The organism is Arthrobacter sp. MYb23 (genome assembly GCF_002979775.1).
Classification (GTDB): Bacteria; Actinomycetota; Actinomycetes; order Actinomycetales; family Micrococcaceae; genus Arthrobacter.
The window spans coordinates 422,126-440,138 of sequence record NZ_PCPR01000001.1 but is presented as its reverse complement, the minus strand read 5'-3'; the positions used below and the strand labels follow the sequence as shown (position 1 = coordinate 440,138).

15 protein-coding genes are annotated in these 18,013 nt (G+C 61.8%); 11 read left to right on the top strand and 4 right to left on the bottom strand.

Annotated elements, in window-relative coordinates:
* Nucleotides 1–5: 5 nt before the first annotated feature.
* On the top strand, nt 6–584 hold the full coding sequence (locus tag CQ020_RS02070) for a GNAT family N-acetyltransferase (RefSeq protein WP_105690321.1): 579 nt from the start codon (nt 6–8) through the stop codon (nt 582–584).
* On the opposite strand, the gene CQ020_RS02065 is transcribed toward CQ020_RS02070, so the two are convergent.
* The gene (locus tag CQ020_RS02065) at nt 577–2,130 is read right to left on the bottom strand and encodes a bifunctional diguanylate cyclase/phosphodiesterase (RefSeq protein WP_105690320.1); all 1,554 of its coding nucleotides are present in this window, start codon (nt 2,128–2,130) and stop codon (nt 577–579) included. The two genes, CQ020_RS02070 and CQ020_RS02065, sit on opposite strands and share 8 nt — an antisense overlap.
* 2 nt (nt 2,131–2,132) lie before the next feature.
* Complete coding sequence (locus tag CQ020_RS02060; RefSeq protein WP_105690319.1) at nt 2,133–3,185, bottom strand: hypothetical protein; 1,053 nt, start codon at nt 3,183–3,185, stop codon at nt 2,133–2,135.
* A 107-nt stretch (nt 3,186–3,292) separates the two neighbouring features.
* Here CQ020_RS02060 and CQ020_RS24090 point away from each other — a divergent pair, with 107 nt between their 5' ends.
* Entirely contained in the window at nt 3,293–3,463 is a 171-nt protein-coding gene (locus tag CQ020_RS24090) for a hypothetical protein (protein WP_017199100.1), read from the top strand.
* A gap of 191 nt (nt 3,464–3,654) precedes the next feature.
* Here CQ020_RS24090 and CQ020_RS02055 read toward each other — a convergent pair whose 3' ends face one another.
* Nucleotides 3,655–5,298 (bottom strand): ATP-binding protein, encoded by a 1,644-nt coding sequence (locus CQ020_RS02055; protein ID WP_105690318.1) that lies wholly within the window; start codon nt 5,296–5,298, stop codon nt 3,655–3,657.
* Nucleotides 5,299–5,515: 217 nt separating this feature from the next.
* Here CQ020_RS02055 and CQ020_RS02050 point away from each other — a divergent pair, with 217 nt between their 5' ends.
* Both CQ020_RS02050 and CQ020_RS02045 read left to right on the top strand, forming a co-directional pair.
* Nucleotides 5,516–5,899 (top strand): STAS/SEC14 domain-containing protein, encoded by a 384-nt coding sequence (locus tag CQ020_RS02050; RefSeq protein WP_105690317.1) that lies wholly within the window; start codon nt 5,516–5,518, stop codon nt 5,897–5,899.
* Nucleotides 5,900–5,918: 19 nt separating this feature from the next.
* Nucleotides 5,919–6,722 carry a class I SAM-dependent methyltransferase gene (locus CQ020_RS02045; protein ID WP_105690316.1) on the top strand — a complete coding sequence of 268 codons (804 nt, stop codon included), beginning with the start codon at nt 5,919–5,921 and terminating at the stop codon, nt 6,720–6,722.
* Between the two features lie 76 nt (nt 6,723–6,798).
* Here CQ020_RS02045 and CQ020_RS02040 read toward each other — a convergent pair whose 3' ends face one another.
* Nucleotides 6,799–9,018: a S9 family peptidase gene (locus CQ020_RS02040; protein WP_105690315.1), complete on the bottom strand. Its 2,220-nt coding sequence runs from the start codon at nt 9,016–9,018 to the stop codon at nt 6,799–6,801.
* 270 nt (nt 9,019–9,288) lie between these two features.
* Here CQ020_RS02040 and CQ020_RS02035 point away from each other — a divergent pair, with 270 nt between their 5' ends.
* From CQ020_RS02035 to CQ020_RS02005, 7 genes are all read left to right on the top strand, one after another.
* Nucleotides 9,289–10,020: a glycosyltransferase gene (locus CQ020_RS02035; RefSeq protein WP_258141679.1), complete on the top strand. Its 732-nt coding sequence runs from the start codon at nt 9,289–9,291 to the stop codon at nt 10,018–10,020.
* Nucleotides 10,017–11,465 (top strand): glycosyltransferase family 4 protein, encoded by a 1,449-nt coding sequence (locus CQ020_RS02030; RefSeq protein ID WP_105690313.1) that lies wholly within the window; start codon nt 10,017–10,019, stop codon nt 11,463–11,465. The genes CQ020_RS02035 and CQ020_RS02030 overlap by 4 nt, the downstream gene beginning before the upstream one ends.
* Before the next feature lie 46 nt (nt 11,466–11,511).
* A complete protein-coding gene (locus CQ020_RS02025) occupies nt 11,512–13,002 on the top strand; it encodes a lipopolysaccharide biosynthesis protein (protein WP_105690312.1) in 1,491 nt (496 codons plus the stop codon).
* 94 nt (nt 13,003–13,096) lie between these two features.
* Nucleotides 13,097–14,239 carry a glycosyltransferase family 4 protein gene (locus tag CQ020_RS02020; protein WP_258141678.1) on the top strand — a complete coding sequence of 381 codons (1,143 nt, stop codon included), beginning with the start codon at nt 13,097–13,099 and terminating at the stop codon, nt 14,237–14,239.
* A 1-nt stretch (nt 14,240) separates the two neighbouring features.
* The gene (locus tag CQ020_RS02015) at nt 14,241–15,053 is read left to right on the top strand and encodes a PIG-L deacetylase family protein (RefSeq protein ID WP_258141677.1); all 813 of its coding nucleotides are present in this window, start codon (nt 14,241–14,243) and stop codon (nt 15,051–15,053) included.
* Between the two features lie 131 nt (nt 15,054–15,184).
* Entirely contained in the window at nt 15,185–16,663 is a 1,479-nt protein-coding gene (locus tag CQ020_RS02010) for a glycosyltransferase family 39 protein (protein ID WP_105690310.1), read from the top strand.
* On the top strand, nt 16,660–17,994 hold the full coding sequence (locus CQ020_RS02005; RefSeq protein WP_105690309.1) for a hypothetical protein: 1,335 nt from the start codon (nt 16,660–16,662) through the stop codon (nt 17,992–17,994). Before CQ020_RS02010 ends, CQ020_RS02005 begins: the two co-directional genes overlap by 4 nt.
* Nucleotides 17,995–18,013: the final 19 nt, after the last annotated feature.

Below are 18,013 nucleotides of genomic sequence, written 5' to 3'. Positions count from 1 at the left end.
GAAGCATGCCCGAAATTGAGCTTCCCATCACCACCGATCGACTCATCCTGCGGCGCTTCGAGGCCGGGGACCTTGAAAGGTTCCATGGATACCAGTCCCTTCCCGAAACAGCCCGGTTCCTTTTGCGCAACGAGCTGACCAGGACCAAGTCCATGGAGGTCCTGGGCCGGTACGCGAACTTCGAGTTCAAGCAGGAAGGGGACTGGGTGTGCCTGGCCATTGAGCGCAAGGACCACCCCGGTCTGATGGGCGAGGTAGTGCTGAAGTGGCTGGAGGGGACCGGTCAGGGCGAGTTGGGCTGGATACTGCATCCGGAGGCGCGCGGCCACGGCATTGCCACCGAAGCCGCCGAGGCAGTGATGAAACTTGCCTTCGAAAAACTGGCCTTCCACCGCATCGACGCCAAACTGGACGCACTTAACGCCGGTTCTGCAGGCGTTTGCAAGCGTCTTGGCATGCGGCTCGAAGCAACCCTGGTGGACAACTGGCACTACAAGGGTCAGTGGGCCACCGAGAATATCTACGCGATGTTGGACTCGGAGTGGCGCACACGGCACCACCCATGGACGCGGACCATCAAGTGACGGGCCAGGTCTTGTGGTGCTTCAGTTGTTCGGTCAGCTGCGCCTCGGGCAGCGGGCGGCTGAAGTAGTACCCCTGGCCGCTGGTGCAACCAATGCTCAGCAGGTAGTCGGCTTGCTCTGCGCTTTCGATTCCCTCCCACACCGCGGCCAATCCACAGGCGCGGATCAGCTGCAGGACAGCAGCCAGAAGGGCCGGTTGGGCGGGGTCGCTGCCCAAGGCGGAAAGCAACGTGCGGTCCACCTTGACCGTGTCCACGGGCAGCTGGCGCAGGTAACTGATGGAGGAGTAGCCCGTGCCGAAGTCGTCAATTTCCAAGCCCACTCCAAGGCGCCTGAGACTGTTGAGCGTATAGCGATCCAGGTCGTTGCCTTGGATGACTGCGCTTTCGGTCAGCTCCAGGACCAGGAGCGACGGATCCAGATCGGCTGAAGTCAAGGCCTCGCGAACGTCTTCAATGAATTCCAGCCGCTGCAGGTCCGCTGCTGAAACGTTGATGCGCATACTGAAGCTGTGGCCCGCCGTCAGGGGGTCGTTGCGCCATTGTTTCAACTGCTCGACGGCGGTGCGGAGCACCCAGCCGCCCAGATCGGAGATCATTCCCGTTTCCTCGGCGATGGGGATGAACTCGTCCGGCATGATGATCCCGCGGGTGGGGTGGTTCCACCGGACCAGGGCTTCAACGCCTTCAATCCCGCGGGTGTCCAGCCTGATGATGGGCTGGTAGTAGAGCACCAGCTGGGAACCGGCGATCGCCTCTTTGAGTTCACCCACCATCTGATTACGCATTTGCCGGGCCAGCAGCATGTCAGGTTCAAACACCTTGAGCTTGCCGCGCCCGTCCGCCTTGGACTCGTACATGGCGATGTCCGCTTCCATCATGAGCTCTTCCGCCCGCTGGCCGGGATCTGCCATGCGGAGGCCCATGCTGACCCCGCATCGGAGATGTTGGCCCTCAATTTCCATGACCTCCACCACGGCGGCGAGGATTCGGCTGCCGATGGCGCTGGCCTCGGCGGGAGCCACTCCCGGAAGCAGGACAGCGAACTCGTCGCCGCCCATGCGGGCCACCATGTCCTGTTCGCGCACCGCGCCGCTGATGCGGGTGGCCACTGTTTCCAGGACTTTGTCACCGATGGTGTGCCCGAGGGAATCGTTGATGGCTTTGAAGCCGTCCATATCCAGCAGGAGGATCGCCGGCCGTTTGTTTCCTTTCACGCCGTTCGCTTGGGCCTCGCCCAGTGCGGTGGCGAAAGCGGAGCGGTTGCTCAGGCCTGTCAGGGGATCGGTCATTGCCATGTGCTGCATGGCTAAGTGGGCCGCATTGAGCTGTTGTGTGCGGGCCTGTACCCGCTGCTCCAACTCTTCGTAGACGATCTGCAGATCTTCGGCCAGGAGGTTGGTGCCCATGATCACGGCGTCAATCTCATCGCGCGCCTCGGAGACAGGGATTCTGGTGTTCAGGTCGCCAGCGGCAAGCCTGACGATGCCCTCCAGGAGCAGCCCCAGGCGGGGGTCGTTCGCGGAATACGATTCTGCGTCAGACATGCTCACCCCCCGTGCGGCCCGCCCCGGCGCCCGAGACTCTGCCGATGATACTCGCGAACGGCTGCGCTGCGCTCCGGCAAAGCCGCCTGTTCGAAAAGTTTTGCTGCTTCTTCGAAAGCAACAAGGCCTTCATCAATTCGTTGGGATGCCAGCAAAGTCCGCCCAAAAAGGAAATGCGCTTCGGCGGATGTTTGGGTGGCCAGAATGGAGGAGCGGGCGCACAGCGGTTCCAGGATCGCCAAGGCTTCCTGCATATCACCGGCGAGGTAATTCCAATGGGCACGTACCAAGGACATTTCCAGATGATCCCGCTCTGATCCGCCCACAATGTCCGTTGCGAGTTCTGCTCTCTCAATGCAGCGAAGGGTGGCCGCGTCGCCGAGTTTCGCCTGCAGGCGCATTTCAGCTGAGGCGCGGTTGAAGCGTGCCCACAAATCCACATCCTTTGACGGGGAAAGCCTTTCTGCGGCCAGATCGTGGTACCGGCTCCCATCGGCTACCCGGTCAGCCAGGAAAGCAACGTTGCCAATCACCCAGTACCCCTTGCCCGCGGTGTCTTCATCGACGTCATCGGTAATCAATGTCTCCAGAACAAGACATTCCCGCCATGCATCATCCAGCAGCCGGCTCTCCGCCAGTGCTGCGATGAGGGCGCGTTGGGCCAGGACCTGGACGTAGAGAAGATCGGAGTCCGTAGCGGCGAGTTTTGCCGCGTCGGACGCCATGGCTGCGGCTTCGGCCAGCCGCCCGAGGCCTTGGAGCCCAATGGCCACCATTGTTCCTGCCTTGGCGCCGAGCTCGGGGGAGGAGGCGGTAAGACTGTGATCATTCAGGGCGATGGCAACTGCCAGGTATTCTTCGATGCTTCCTTGATCGCGGAGGCATTCCGCCTGCAGGTAACGCATGTTCCACCAGGCAGGTTCGTCGCCGGCATCGCGGGCCAGCTCAGCTGCCTCGGCAGCCAGCCGGAAGGCCTCGTCAAAGTCCCGCGCTTTCCATTTGGCGCGTGCAGTGAGTCCGGCAACAAGGTGGGGGGCCAGGTGGGGACTTTGCATATGCCCATTATCCATGTCATTGCGGAAGAAAAGCTCGTATAGTTTGCCCCGTGACTTTATTCAAGTCACGGTCAACAAATTCGCATCAGTACGAAAGGGCACAGCGGATGAAAAAATTTGCGGCAACCCTGCTCATGGCGGCGGTTCTGGCAGTAACCGGATTCGCTGCCCCGGCCAATGCCGAGCCTACGCAAGACAGCACGGCAATTGGCTGGTGGCCGAACAGCACCACCACAGGTAAGACGAACACCACCAGCATCGGTTGGTGGCCGAACTAAACATTGGGGGAGCGCCTCTCAAGGCCTCATGAGCTAAATTGATGCCCCGGGCTGCTGCCCGGGGCATCAGTTTTGTTTCGTTGGATGTCGATCATTAGTGACCGCAGAACAAATCTTTGGAGCCTTGCTTTGACACCGCTGTCATAGCCGCAGGCCTCACTTAACTACCCACCAGCCCGCTGCCGAGTACTTTACGGTCCGCCCACCGGCAACTCCACCGACACCGTGGTTCCGGACCCCAAGATGGAGTCGAAGACCATGCGCCCCATGTGGCGGCTGATGATGTCGTTGGCGATTGCCAGACCCAGCCCGCTGCCGGGCACTGCCGCTGAGGTGGCATTGGAGGCACGGTAGAACCGGGTCAGGATGTGCGGGAGATCGTGCTCAGGGATACCCAGGCCGTTGTCCGCAATCCGGACGAGCGCTGCGGGGCCGCCGTCCTGGGCGGCTGACAAGGCGCTGGTGATGCCGACGCGGCCGCCTTCGGGAGTGAACTTGATGGCGTTGGCCACGATGTTCGTGAACACCTGTTCCAGCTTTGCTTCGTCTGCCGTGACCTCTATGTCCTCGGCGGCCTCCGTGAAGGATACGGAGACGTGCCGGGACTCTGCCAGTGGCCGGAGCGTTGCCACCACCACTTGGAGGAGTTTGTCGATGTCCACCGGCTTAAGGTCCAGGTTGCTGCCGTCCTGCATGGAGACAGTGAGCATGTCCTCAATGAGCCTGCGCAGGCGGTCCGAGTTCCGGGCAATGACTTCCAACATTTTCCTGATGCCGTCGGGGACCGGCCCCCCGGAGCCGTCCTGGATCATGTCCAGGTAGGCAGTAATGGAGGTCAAAGGCGTTCGCAGCTCGTGGTTTACGGTGGCCAGGAAGTCCGTCTTGGCCTTATCCAGTTGCCGTAGTTGGTGCAGGACGCGCTGTTGGGCGCTGATGAGGTGGCCTTGGATGAGCCCGTGGGCCACGTTCCCGGCAACGTGCTGCATCAAGGCGATCTCCGGGCGGGTCCAGTCGTGCCGCTCCTGCACAGTGGACAAGAGGATGATTCCCATGGCGGAAGCGCCTTCGCCAACGGGGAGCAACACGGTGGATACAGCTTGGAGCTCGCCGGACCATTCCCTCAGTGCCTTGGCGATCTTTGAGTCGGGGTCTTCCCGGTGGTCCGCCACGGCAAGGACGTCAGCGTCGGCCCACAGCCTGTTGGCGGTCTCAGAGATGATGTTCTCGCTTTCGCCCAACCTGGCGGGCAGCAGCGGAAGGCCGGGACGGTTCCATTGCGCACGGATGCTGGGGACCCGTTCATCGCGGAAAGTAGCGAACCACACGTGGTCCACGCCCAGGGCCACACCAAAACCCTGGACCACGTGCTCTGCGATCAACTGCGGATCATTGGTCCGCCGGATTGCCGATGAGACGTTTCGGAGGCTTTCCCGCAGTGCTTCGATCTCGCCACGGGAGCGCGCACGTTCCCGTGCACGTCCAATCAGGGTTTGAACCCGGTGGACAAGTTCCCCGGGACGCACCGGGGTGATGACGTAGTCGGCTACGCGCCAGGACTCCACGTCTTCCAGGTCCACGGAGTCCTGCTCATCAAGGAGCAACAGCACAGGAACTCCGGGGCTGCCCAGTGCGTGAGCGAGGGAATTCTCAGCAACCACCACGGAGGGGCGTTGTTGCTGAAGATGGAGGGTCATGGAGGCGGTGTCCGTGGCAGGAAATACCTGGAAGCCCGCGGCCTCAAGCGCGGACGTAGTGGCCGCTAAACGGTCATGGTCTGAGTCCGCCACGACAGCCGGATGCGAGGCATGCTGTTCCCCGGCAACGGTCTGGTCCACTGAGCCCCTTCCGTTCCAACGTTTGTCCGCAGTGATTCAGGATTTGGCAACACCCTATCAGCGGCATCGGGGCCAGCGGCCGCCCTTGTGGAAATGTGCTTTCTGAGTCGTGGGACACACCTTTACATTGGCTCCGGGATTCGACAGCCTTGGGGGAGTGAGCGCGGGGATCCATCCTGGTTTTTCCCGCAGCTGTTTTGAATGTTCGAGGAGAATTGTGGACCACCCAGCTACACCGCAAGACCACCAAGAGGTGACGTTCGAGTTGGAACTCGAAGAGCCAGGGATCCTGCGCCTGACGTGGCCGCGCGGTGCCCGGATCAAGGAATCGGATGCGCAAAGTGCCATGGACAAGGTTAACGAACTCTGCGGAACGGACAGGCACCCCATGATTGTTGACATGGCAACCACGGACGATGTCACCAGAGGCGCCCGGTCAGTCTTTGCCAAACCATGTCAGGCTTCCCGGATCGCCCTCTGGGGTTCGTCCCCGGTGGACAGGGTCATTGCCAATTTCTTCCTGGGGATCATGAAGCCGCCATGCCCCACCAAATTCTTCACCTCCGAAACAGAAGCGTTGGAGTGGTTGGTGGAGGCGTAGCGCCCCATATATTTGGAGGATGTTCTCCGCGCTCAGAAAGTACCTGCTGATACCCAGGCTCATCAGGCTTTCCTCGGCCGCGCCCAAAGATCCGCGCACGGCCTGGGACCAATATTGGGGCAATGTCCGTTCAACCGGTGCCACCGGCGATGTCTTGTGGGATTCGGGAAGCGCTCACGAGCTCAACGGCTACCTTCCTCGCCTGTTGCAGCTGGACCCCACCATCCCCATAGTGGACGTTGGGTGCGGTAACGGCAGTTTCACCCGGCTCCTGGCACAACACTTCCCGCTCGCGCTGGGGCTCGACTACTCCTCCCACGCAGTGGACCGCGCCCGGCAGGAGGCCTCGGGGATAACGACGGCGGCATTCGCAGTGTGCGATATGACAGCGCCTGATGCTGCGCAAACCGTGGAACAGGCGCTCGAGGCTGCAGGCTGGACAGGGAACGCGAACGTGTTCATCCGCGGTGTCCTGCACGTATTGGACCGCAGCGACCAGGCCGCTTTGGCCGCGAACCTGCTGCCCGTCGTCGGGACCCGCGGTGGCGTTTTCCTGGCCGAGACCAACTTCCCGGGCACTCCCGTGGACTACGTCAGCCACCTCGGAGCCACCCGAAAATCCATTCCCGCGCCGCTCGAGGGAGCAATCCGCGGACTGCCCATGCCCGGCCGTTTCGGTGCCGCGCAACGGGCCAAAGCCTTCCCGACGGCGGACTGGAACCTCGTGGAGGAAGGCTCAGCGAGCATCGAGACACGCCCGTTGAGCAATCCCTCGTCTCCGGATCTCATCCCGGGCTACTACGCACTCCTCCGGGCCCGCTGACCCATCTGAGTCGCAGATCAGGCCGTTCTCAGGGCTGAAAACGGCCTGATCTGCGACTTAGATGGGTTCGGGGTGCCTACTTGAGCCCGGCGCCAGGGAGCAGTTCGGTGGCCCCCAGGGAATCTGCGATGAACGCGTAGTCCCAGGCCCGCTCGCGCCACTGCACGTACCGGCCGGACGCACCGCCATGGCCGCCATCCATTTCGATCTTCATGACGATCGGCTCGGAACCTGTGGATGCGGAACGCAGCGCCTGCACCCATTTGGCCGGCTCAACGTACAGCACCCTGGTGTCATTGAACGACGTCACAGCGGCGATCTTGGGGTAGGGCGCAGCCTTCACATTCTCGTAAGGAGTGTAGGACTTCATGTAGGCGTACGCCTCGGGGTCGGTGATGGGGTTGCCCCATTCCTCCCATTCCAAGGCGGACAGCGGAAGCTCAGGGTCCAGGATGGTGGTCAGGGCATCCACGAACGGCACCTGAGCCACCACGGCAGCGTACTTTTCCGGGGCCATGTTTGCCACCGCGCCCATGAGCAGGCCACCAGCGGATCCACCCATGGCAGCTACACGCGAAGGGTCCACCCATCCCGAACCTGCCAGCCAGTCGGTGGCTGCAATGAAATCCGTGAAAGTGTTCTTCTTGGTGAACTTCTTGCCGTCCTCGTACCACGTGCGCCCAAGTTCACCGCCGCCGCGGATGTGGGCAATCACCATGACGATTCCGCGGTCCAAGAGGGACAAGCGGGCCACGCCAAAGCCCGGATCCATGCTCATTTCGTAGGAGCCGTACCCGTAAACCAGCCCCGCGGCAGTGCCGTCCTGCGGGACCGAAGCGTGACGCAGCACGGACAACGGGACTCGGGTGCCGTCGTCGGCCGTTGCCCATTCGCGGGTGGCGACGTAGTCCGTTGCCGAGTAGCCGCCCAACACCGGGCTTTCCTTGCGAAGCAGCAACTCGCCACGGGGCTGCTGTGATGTTGGCAGGACGAAGTCATAGACGCGTGACGGCGTGAAGTACGAGGTATACCCCATGCGGATCACCGGGGCTTCGTAATCAGAGCCGGAAACGCCTGCGGTGTAGAGCTCATCATCGAAGGCCGGCTCCACGGGTGCCCCTTGAGCAGCTGTGCCCAAACCGGTCAGCGGGAGTACCTGCACGCGCTCAATGGTGTCCTTGCGGACGGACAACACCAAATGCGTGGACGTCACTCCTGCGCCGTTGACGCGAACGTCCCGGGAATGCCCGACGACGGTGCGCCAGTCCTGCTCGTCCAGCGGTTTGGTGAGCTCTGCCGGGTCCACCAGGCTGACCATCGAGTTGATGGCGTCCTTGTTGTGAGTGAGGAGCAGCGTTTCCTTGCCATCAAGCAGGAAAGGCTCGGCCTCGTAGAGAACGTGATGGTCGCGGGAAATCACGGTGCTGAGGCCGGCGTCGTAGTCGTCGAACCGGAGCAGCCGTGTTTCACTGAACTCGGAGCAGCCAATGCTCAGCACCAGGTGGCGGCGGTCGGAGGAGAGATCGAAGCCGAGCCACATGGCGACGTCGTCTTCCTGATAGATCACTTCATCCTCAACTACAGGCGTGCCCAGAAGGTGGGCCTTCACCTGATAGGGCCGCCACGAATCGTCCACCACCGTGTAGAAAAGCCTGGTGCCGTCCGGGGAGAAAGCCACTCCGTAGAAAATGTCCTCAATGACGTCCGGGAGGAGCTCGCCGGTGCGCAGATCCTTGATCCGCAAGGTGAAGCGTTCGTCTCCGGAGTTGTCCACCGCGTAGGCGTAAAGGTTGCCGTCAACGGTAACGGCGGCACCACCCACGCTGAAGAACGGTTTGCCCTCGGCTTCAATGTTGCCGTCCAAAAGAACTTGCTCGCCGGGCAGCTCGACGCCTGCTTCCACCGCCGGGGGAGTCCAGTCCGCCACAGGATCGCCGGTGTTGTTGGCCAGGACGCGGCACTGAATGCTGTACTCCTTGCCCTCCACCGAACGGCTGTAGTACCACCAGCCGTCCTTGCGGCTGGGTACGGACAGATCTGTCTCCTGGGTCCGGCCCTTGATCTCCTGGAACATGGCGTCGCGGAGCGGTTCCTGGTGCGCCGTGACCGCTTCCTGGTAGGCGTTCTCCGCTGTGAGATGGTCAACGACCTCGGAGGATTCCTTGTCCCTGAGCCACTCATAGTTGTCCACGAACACATCGCCGTGGTGTTCGCGGCGGGTGGGGACCTGCTTGGCGACAGGAGGCTGGAGAGAAGGTTCCTTGGCAGTGGCAGGCGCGGAAGAAGTGTGGCTCATGTGGCCACTCTATAGACGGGCTCGGACACAGAACCAGCAATTTCGCTCAGAGCGCCCCGGGTCCGAGGACAAGTTGTGAGCGAGGTCCATCATTTGGACACAACGCCCGGACCGGCGTCATGACTTGCGTGCTGGGTCCACTCCATAAAGTGCGAGCACGATTTTCGCCCCCGTTCCCGGATATTGGAGATTCAGATGGTTCCGCTTCACGCGCATGGTGTTCAGACCCGCAGGAGGGGTCTACTTCAGGCAAAACGACATCCAGTCTCTTTGCGTCGCTCCCATGTGGACCTCGAAGTCATCATCCCGGCCTTCAACGAGGCAGCAAGGATCTCCAGCACACTGACTCAAACAGTGGATTTTCTGGCAGGTCAGCCATGGACTTCGCGCATTGTGGTGGTGGACAACGGAAGCGTGGATGACACCGCCGCGGTTGTCCGCCGCGTATCCAGGGAAACCCGGGAAAAGGAAAATGCAGTGCCGATCTCACTGGTGGGGTGTTCCCGTCGCGGGAAAGGGGCCGCTGTCCGCCGTGGCCTCCTGAGCGGCACGTCCAAATACACGGGCTTTTTCGACGCCGATCTGGCCACGCCGCTGGAAACGCTCACTGAAACCATGTCTTATCTGGCTGGCGGGGCAGCCGCGGTTATCGCCTCCCGCCACGCCCCGGGTTCCACCTTTGTTGTGCCCCAACACCTCGGGCGCAGGATGGGTGGCAGGGCCTTCCGGGTTCTGACCAAGTCGAAGGTCAAAGGCATTCAGGACACCCAATGCGGTTTCAAGTTTTTTGAGCGGGACGCGCTCACCGCTGCCATGGTGCAGTGCCGCAGCACCGGATTTGCCTTCGATGTGGAGCTGCTCCTTCGGCTTCAGGACAACGACGCCAGCATTGTGGAACTGCCCGTGGCGTGGACCGATGGCGCCGAGTCCACGTTCCGTCCCTTCCAAGACGGAGTGGCCAGTTTCGCCTCGGTAATTCAACTTCAGAAGGCCGCATCATGACGGACGCCTCAACTGACCTGAATTCCCCCAACAGGCTTGCTGGAAAGCACGTACTGGTGCTCAACTGGCGGGACGTCAAGCACTCCCAGGCCGGCGGCGCAGAGCAGTACATGCATGAAATTTCACGCAGATGGGTGAACAACGGAGTTCGTGTCACGTGGTTTACGGGGCGCGACGCCGGTCAGGCGGCCGAGGAGATCATCGACGGGATTCGAATACTGCGGGGCGGCGGAGCACTCTCCATCTATGGACATGCAGCACTCAGGCTCCTGCGCACTGACGTCCGGTTCGATGCCGTGGTGGACTGCCAAAACGGAATCCCGTTCTTCTCGCCGTTGTTCCTTCGAGGCGACGTCCCTATAGTCCAGCTGGTCCACCACGTCCACCAGGATCAGTTCCGTACCCGGTTCTCGCCGCCCATGGCCGCAGTGGGCCGATTCCTCGAAAGCAGCGGCGCCAAGACGGTCTACGGGCAGCGTGCCATGGTGGCTGTCTCGCCTTCCACACGCATGGAACTGCGGGAGCTTGGATTCTCGGCCCCCATCCATGTGGTGCCGAACGGAACCATCGACATTCCGTCTGCTGTCGCCACCCGGGCCGCTGAGCCCACCATCGCCGTCGTGAGCCGTCTGGTGCCCCACAAGAGATTGGACCTGCTGCTGGGGCAATTTGCCGTGGCGGCGCGGAAGCTGCCGCACCTGCGGATGGATATCGTCGGGGACGGGCCCGAACGGGCACGGCTGCAGCAACTGGCAATGGACCTTGGCCTGGACCACGCCGTCACTTTCCACGGATACCAACCCAACGAAGTCCGCGATGCTTTGTTGAGCCGCGCCTGGATGACAGCTTCCACATCGGCTTCAGAAGGCTGGGGTTGCTCTGTGATTGAAGCAGCAGCCTGGGGAGTTCCCTGTTTGGCTTTGAGGGTCCCGGGTATCAGGGATTCCGTGGTGGACGGCCGCACCGGATGGCTGGTGGACAACCCCACGGACGTGGGCGCTGCCATTGTTCATGCCATCTCGGAGTTGGCCGCGCCGGAGGCCGCCATCATCGTCTCCGGCGAGTGCCGTGAATGGGCCCGTTGCTTTACTTGGGACCGCAGCACCAGGCTGCTCACCGGGGTGCTGTTGGAGGAAACCTTGATGCGACGGGAAGGGGGAGATCCCCGGGCATGCCACTCTGACTTATCTACCCTGGTTCAATTTCATGTCGAGGAATCCGTCGTCGATTTCGCCGCAGCGCTGAGGCCAACGGACGAGTACGCCGTAGCTGACGGCCACGTGTCCATCATTATGAAAGGCCGTGATGAATTCGAGGCCTTTGCGGCGATGAAAAAGATCGGGGTGGCTTCCCCGGAAATTCACTCCGCAGGCCGCAACACCTTGCTTGCCGGGCCCGGGAGCGTCTTCGCGCCGGCGGACGCCGTTGATGGCGGGCGACGGTAGCTGATCAGTGGTTGTATCCGAACAGACAATGACCACAGGAACGAGCTTGCGGCCCAGAGCCGATGACAGGAAAGGGACGCCGGATCAAGAGGTCAACATAGCTCAAAACGGTGGCTTCCTGGCTGTCTCTGCCGGGTTGGTGGGGGTGGTGAGCTACGCCTGCTCCCTTCTCATGGCCAACATGCTGGGCACAGCCGATTACACACAATTTGCGGCCGCCGCCATGATCTTGGGCGTGGTGGGAATCGTTGCCAACGCTCTGGTCCCGCTTCCTTTGTCACATGTGGTGGCTGTCCACAGGCAAGGCTCCGAAGAGCGGCAGGACGGCATGGCCTTCTCGGTTTTCGTCTCGTGCCTGGCCGGACTTGCAGCCGCCGCCATCACAGGCGGCGTGACGCTCGCCATCGCTACGCCGGACCTGGCAGCAGCCGTAGCACTCGCCGCCTTTGCCATTTTTGTTGTGAATGCTCCCGCCGGGTGGCTTCAGGGGGAGCTTCGCTTCACGTGGTACGCCTTATCCACCATCGGCGAGGTTGTCCTCCGGCTGATCTTCAGCCTGCTGGTGGTCGTGATGGCCTGGAGTGCAGGGGGAGCTGTCCTCGGCTTCGTGGCGGGGTGCCTGGCGCCGCTGGTGGTGCCGTGGAGATTCTATCGGGATCTCCGCTGGCGTCCCCGGGTCTTGCTGCAGAGGTGGCGATGGGCTGAAACCACTGATATCGCGTCGGTTCTGTGTGTCGTGTCCGTGTTAGTGGGCCTGGACGTCATGGTGGTTGGCTTCCTTGATAACGGCTCTGTGGACGCTGCCGGGTTCCAAGCGCTCGCAACAATTGCCAAGGGCCCCGTGTACGTGGCCGCGGGCACTGCCTTGGTGGCGTTTCCCCTCTTGCGCACCCCCGGCGTGAAAGTTGGCGAGGTGCTGGGCGCTTCCTTCGCTTCATTTGGACAGCTTGTGGTGGTGGCCTTCGCTATTATCGCCACCGCTCCGCCCCTGATGTCCGGGTTGATTGTTCCGCAGAAATACCACGGCTCCCTTGGCCTTCTGCCTTGGCTGGCGGCTTCCGGTCTGGGCTATGCCGTCCTGATGGTGCTTTCCACCATTCTCCTTGCCATGCGCGCCTACCGCCGCTGCCAAATCGGGCTTGCTTGTGCGTGCCTCATGGTGATTGGCGGGCTGTGGATCGGCTGGCAGCTCAACGCCGTCACAGGTATGGCCATTGGCTCAGCGGTCGGTGCTGTCACAGCCTGTGTGGTCCTGGCAGTCCTGGCACGTCCTGTCCTCGCGACTGCCCACCCCGGAAGGGGTGCCGGAACGTTCCTCGTCCTGGCCTGCATCCTGATCCTGGTCCTCGCACTCACCGCGCAGGTTCACCCCCTGGTCTGGCTGGCTTTCGCCGCCTTCAGTGGCATCACCGTTCTTGCCCACCAGCGCGGCATGCTGCCGCACAGGAATGACTTCAGAATTTCCCGACGACGCCAGGTTGGCAGGCGCAGTAAAACCACAGGCCGCCGGCAGCGCAGGGCAGCCCATCTGCGCTGACATGAGCTATCCCGCTTGATCTTGATGTAGCGGCCACCGAGCCGCAGAGAGCCCTGCGGATGCCCTCAGTAAACCGAAAGAAAGAAAGACTGTAATGAGAGTTTTGCATTTGGGCTTTGAAGATCCGCGCATGCCCGGGGCAGGCGGCGGATCTGTGAGGACGCATGAAATCAACCGCCGCTTGGCGGCAACAGGTTTTGACATCACCGTGTTGACAACCCGCTACCAGGGGTGGCAGGAACGCGTGGACGACGGCGTCCGCTATGTGCCGATCGGTTGGGGGCAGGGCGGCAATCGTCTGACACGGTTGTTGGCCTACATTGCACGGCTGCCGTTCGAGGTACGCCGGCGCGGGGCAGCGGACTTGGTGGTGGAAGATTTTTTTGCTCCGTTTTCCACCATGGCCGCCCCACTGTGGACCAAGCGCCCAACCATTGGAGTGGTGCAATGGCTTCACGCCAGGGACAAGGCACGGCAATACAAACTACCCCTCCATTGGTTGGAACGCTGGGGCGTCCGGAAACACCGCAGGCTCATTTCCGTTTCCCAAGGGATCAGCGATCGTTTGAAGGAACTGAACCCGGCTCTCCATGTTGACGTGATCGGCAACGGTGTGGATCCGGGCATATGGGAAACCCAACCCCGGGCCGGGAAGGATGTCCTCTTCGTTGGGCGCTTGGAGTACGGGCACAAGGGCTTGGACCTGCTGTTGGGAGCTTGGACTGAATGCTGCAGCCGGGTAGACGGCGATTTGTTGATCGCCGGTACGGGCCAGGACGAAGACAGACTGCGCGCGTCCATCCAGGGCGCGGGACTTTCCGGTCGTGTGAAAATGCTCGGATGGCTCTCGGGGGAGCAGAAGCACAAGGCTATCGCCGACGCCCGCCTTTTGGTGGTGCCCTCGCGGCACGAGACGTTCGGATTGGTGGCTATTGACGCGATGGCAGCGGGCACTCCTGTTATCGCCTTTGATATTCCCTGCCTGCGGGAGATAGTCCCCGAGGGAACAGGATGGCTTGTGGAGGCCTTCGACGTCCAGGCACTGGCAGGCGAAATAGCCCTTCGCTACGCACAAGAGGATATAGGCGATGTTGCTGAGCAAGGACGGAAGTTCGCTGCCCTTTACAACTGGGATGTGCTCGCCGGCATGCAAGCAGAGGCCTACAACACGGCGCTCGTAGAACTGGAAAAACCCAAGACCGGGCGGCAGAGGGCCGCCCACCCTGAAAGGGCTTGAAATGCAACCCCCAACTAGAGTTGAAAAGTCCATGGCGGGCGGCGCGCCGTGGTTGTTCCTGTCGCCCCACCTCGATGATGCAGTGCTGTCCTGCGGTGCGCTCATTGAAGCTCAGGCACAAGGGCGTGAAATCATCGTCGCCACAATCTTTACTGAGGCGACGTCGGCTGCCTCCACGCCGGTTGCTTCCACGCGGGCAGCCCGTTCATTCATGCGCCAATGCACCATTTCAAACGCGGGTGAACTCTTCGCCGCGAGACGCGCGGAGGACCGTGCCGTGCTGCAGGAGATGGGTGTTCAATCCATCCATTTGGGCGAAGTCGACGCGCTGTTCCGGCGCCGGCGAAAGCCCGCGATGCTGGGCAGCAGCGCGTGGGAAAGGCTTCTTCCGGAGCTTACGCACCGCTACCCCACCTATCGGTTGGACATCGCCATGGGGCGGATCTCCAGAGGTGACCAAGGGCTGATCCGTCAGCTCCGGAGTAATGTTGCCCAACTTATGGCTCACACCAAAGCGGAGCTCCTCTTTTGTCCCGCGGGAGTGGGCAAACATGTGGATCACCTCATCGCCCGGGACGTAGGCAAGAGCCATCCTGGAAACCTGGTGATGTACTCGGACTTTCCCTACGACCTCGTGGTGGGGCCGGATGAACGCCACATGTCCGAGATGGGATTTGTTTCCTGGACGTGGGACTCCGGAATAGAAGGGAAAACCCAGCGAATCAGGCAGTACGCTTCCCAAGCTGACGCCCTGTTTCCCGAGGGAGAGATTCCTCTGAAGCCGGAAACCTTCTTTGTCCCCGGAAACCTGTGATCCGGCACGCTATACCGCCTGAAACAAGGGGCAGCATGAAGTCGCTAGAGGTGTCTCCAAATGAGGGTCATGGACGGAGGTCGGCACGCCCCCCTCGTAAGCCGCTGCTCAAGCACGGGTGGATTGCTCTCATGGTGGGACTGCTGGCTTTGGTGTTTCGGGTGTTCGGTGTTCAGCGGGCCAACGACATCTTTATTGACGAAGTAACTTACGCGGATATTGCACGGCAGTTAGCGGACGGACAGATGCCATCGATTTTGGGCACTCCGTTCTTCCTTCATCCTCCGGGCACGTACGCCCTGAATGGCTTGGTTATCCGCGTGCTGGGCCTCGGGGGACATTCCACGGATCTGGTGTTGCAGCTGCGCTGGGTCAACGGTGTCCTCGGGGCAGTCACGGTAGTCATTTGCTTTCTGTTGGTTCGCCGACTGGTTGGCATCGGACCCGCGATATGGGCCGGAGTCATGCTGGCGAGCGATCCATTTGTCCTCCGCATGGATGGGCGCTTGATGATGGAAACGCCGGCCGGACTGGCTGTACTGTCCGGGTGGTTCCTGGTCCTGTTGGTGCTTGAACGCAACGGGGGCCGGTCACGCCTGCGGCTGGAGATTGGCGCAGGATTGGTCTTCGGCCTGGCCATTGTCATGAAGGATATGACCGCCGTTTTTACTGTTGTCCCGCTGCTGACGGCCGTGGTCTGGCGGAACACAGTTCCCCGGAAAACGGCGCTGCGCATACTGGCCTTCTCCCTGGTTCCGTACCTGATCTATTTGGGCCTGGTTGCTGCCGGCGGCCTGTTCCCGGAGTTCCTCGGCCAAAAATCGGTGGGCGTCCTGCGGATGGTTGGCGCGGTGCAGATGACCGGCTTCAACTCAGTCCACAGCGTGAGCCTCACTGACCGGCTCATTGATTTGGCAGGCCGGTTTGGGACCAGCTACGTCCTTCTCGGGTTTTCCGTCGTGGCCGGAGCCATGGTGGCCATGTCTCCGGTGGTGGAACGGAGAGTCATTGGTTTGTTCTCGCTGTTTACCGGATCAGTGGGTATCTATTCCGTCTTCTTCGGGGCGGCCGAGGAACAGTTTGGGTACTGCGTGGTTCTGGCCGCGCTGGCTTCAACGCCGGTAGCTGTTGTCATGCTGGTGAACTGGCGGCCTCGCCTTCGCGGGGCGGTGGTCACCGTGGCCGCAATCATGGCTATCCTTAGTCTCTTCCTGGGCATTCAGGCAAGATCGGTGGTGGATGACGGCCTTGTCCGTGCACGTGACTGGATGGTGGCCGAGCTGCCCTCATCCTCGAAGGTGGGGCTGACCTCGGTCACTGGTGAGTTTGCGCTTATGCCCCATGAAGGGTGGGAGGTTCTTCCGTCGTTGCAGTCCCTCAGGGACGGAGGCGCAGAGTACGCGCTGACGCAGGGCAGGCCGTTGAGTGAGGGCTATGGCTTCGCTTCGCCTGAATTCCTGGTCTGGCTGCAGGACAATGCGCGGCCGGTGTTCACGTTCACTGGACCAACATCAGGGGACACCGTTGTGTGGAAGCTCGACCGTGAAAAGTTGGAAGCCGCTGTTAGTGGAGGGCTGATACTGCCTCCTGTGACGGGTGGTTACAAGTGAGCCGCACGGCGGCGTCCCTTGTGCTTTCTGTTGCCTTGATGACCGTGGCCGCCGGCTGCAGCGCGCCGGCCGCACGGGCCCCTGAAACCATGTCCTTCGGCGTTTTAGGGGGCTCATTTACGGCTGAAAGACTGGCAGCACTGCACGATGCCGGGGTCTCAGTGATGGAACTACCGTTGGCTTGGGACAGGTACCAGCCCCATCCGGATCAGGTGGACCGGCGCTATGTTGCTGCTGTCCGGGCACAACTGAAGCGGTGCCGTGAGGCCGGCATGCAGGTGGTACTTTCCCTCGGCGTGCACTACCCGCCCGATTGGGTGCGGGACCTGCCCGGAGGTGCACTGAGGGGAAGCAAAGGGGGCATACCGGCCAGTTCCGGCGCGGAACTGGTGTTCAGCGCCGACGTGCGGGATGCGGCACAAAAGTACTTGGCCCGGGTGGCATCGGATCTGGGCTACCAGGGCGTGGCAGCGATACGGATAGGGACCAACGCCGTGGGGGAGCTGGGGTATCCCGGACCCGAAGACGGCGGAAACGAGCGGGAGTACTGGGCATTTGGCGACGCGCCTCAGTTGGGCATCGGCTTGGCGGAGGGTATGGCACCTTCTCCCATGCCCGGGTGGATTCCGGGCTCTGAGTCCTGGGGCGGGCAGCCCGTGACCGACCAGCAGGTCCAGCAGTGGTGGGCTTGGTACGCGGGATCTGTTGTGGACGCAACCATCTGGCAGATTCAAGAGCTACGAAAGCTCGGGTATTCGGGGCGTGTGCATGTTCCTGTAGCGGGCCGCGGCGTCCTTCCAGCAGACAAGGCTAGAGCTATAAAAGGCCGTCTGGACGGCCGATCAAACCCGGACGGCGCCCAGGAACGTGGTTTGGACTACTCCACCCAGTTCGCTCTGCTGGCATCGTTGCCGGGCGTGGACGTGGACTTCACAGGGCTCGACGACGTATCTGCAGTGAGAGCGGCCGCAGCGGTACCAAGTCAGGACCATTGCCTCCCCGCTGACCAAGAGAGAGTGCTGCAGAGAAACGTGTCATCGTGGTCTTCCCACAGGTACATCAGCGCTTTGGCGCGGCGTGCCGGACTGGGATTGGTGGGCGAGAACCCCGGGCCACCAGATTCACCTTTTACGGGCGGCTCAGCGCTGTCACATAGCCTGGCCGAACAGTTACGGGCCGCTCCGAGATACGCCGCAGAGTGTGGGATGACCATGTTCATGTTCGGCTTCGAAGAGAACCTCTTTCCGGAGGGCAACTCCCCGGGTAGTGGCGTCACGCTTGAGGACTACAAAGAGGTGATCCAAGAGCTGCAGCTTTCTGCTCAGCGGTGAGTCGGGCATGCGTGGGGTG

Bases quoted from the DNA above. Each gene is read 5' to 3' on its own strand.
- CQ020_RS02070 (WP_105690321.1), top strand. From the start codon at position 6: ATGCCCGAAATTGAGCTTCCCATCACCACCGATCGACTCATCCTGCGG.
- CQ020_RS02065 (WP_105690320.1), bottom strand. From the start codon at position 2,130: ATGTCTGACGCAGAATCGTATTCCGCGAACGACCCCCGCCTGGGGCTG.
- CQ020_RS02060 (WP_105690319.1), bottom strand. From the start codon at position 3,185: ATGCAAAGTCCCCACCTGGCCCCCCACCTTGTTGCCGGACTCACTGCA.
- CQ020_RS24090 (WP_017199100.1), top strand. From the start codon at position 3,293: ATGAAAAAATTTGCGGCAACCCTGCTCATGGCGGCGGTTCTGGCAGTA.
- CQ020_RS02045 (WP_105690316.1), top strand. From the start codon at position 5,919: ATGTTCTCCGCGCTCAGAAAGTACCTGCTGATACCCAGGCTCATCAGG.
- CQ020_RS02040 (WP_105690315.1), bottom strand. From the start codon at position 9,018: ATGAGCCACACTTCTTCCGCGCCTGCCACTGCCAAGGAACCTTCTCTC.
- CQ020_RS02030 (WP_105690313.1), top strand. From the start codon at position 10,017: ATGACGGACGCCTCAACTGACCTGAATTCCCCCAACAGGCTTGCTGGA.
- CQ020_RS02020 (WP_258141678.1), top strand. From the start codon at position 13,097: ATGAGAGTTTTGCATTTGGGCTTTGAAGATCCGCGCATGCCCGGGGCA.
- CQ020_RS02015 (WP_258141677.1), top strand. From the start codon at position 14,241: ATGCAACCCCCAACTAGAGTTGAAAAGTCCATGGCGGGCGGCGCGCCG.
- CQ020_RS02010 (WP_105690310.1), top strand. From the start codon at position 15,185: ATGGTGGGACTGCTGGCTTTGGTGTTTCGGGTGTTCGGTGTTCAGCGG.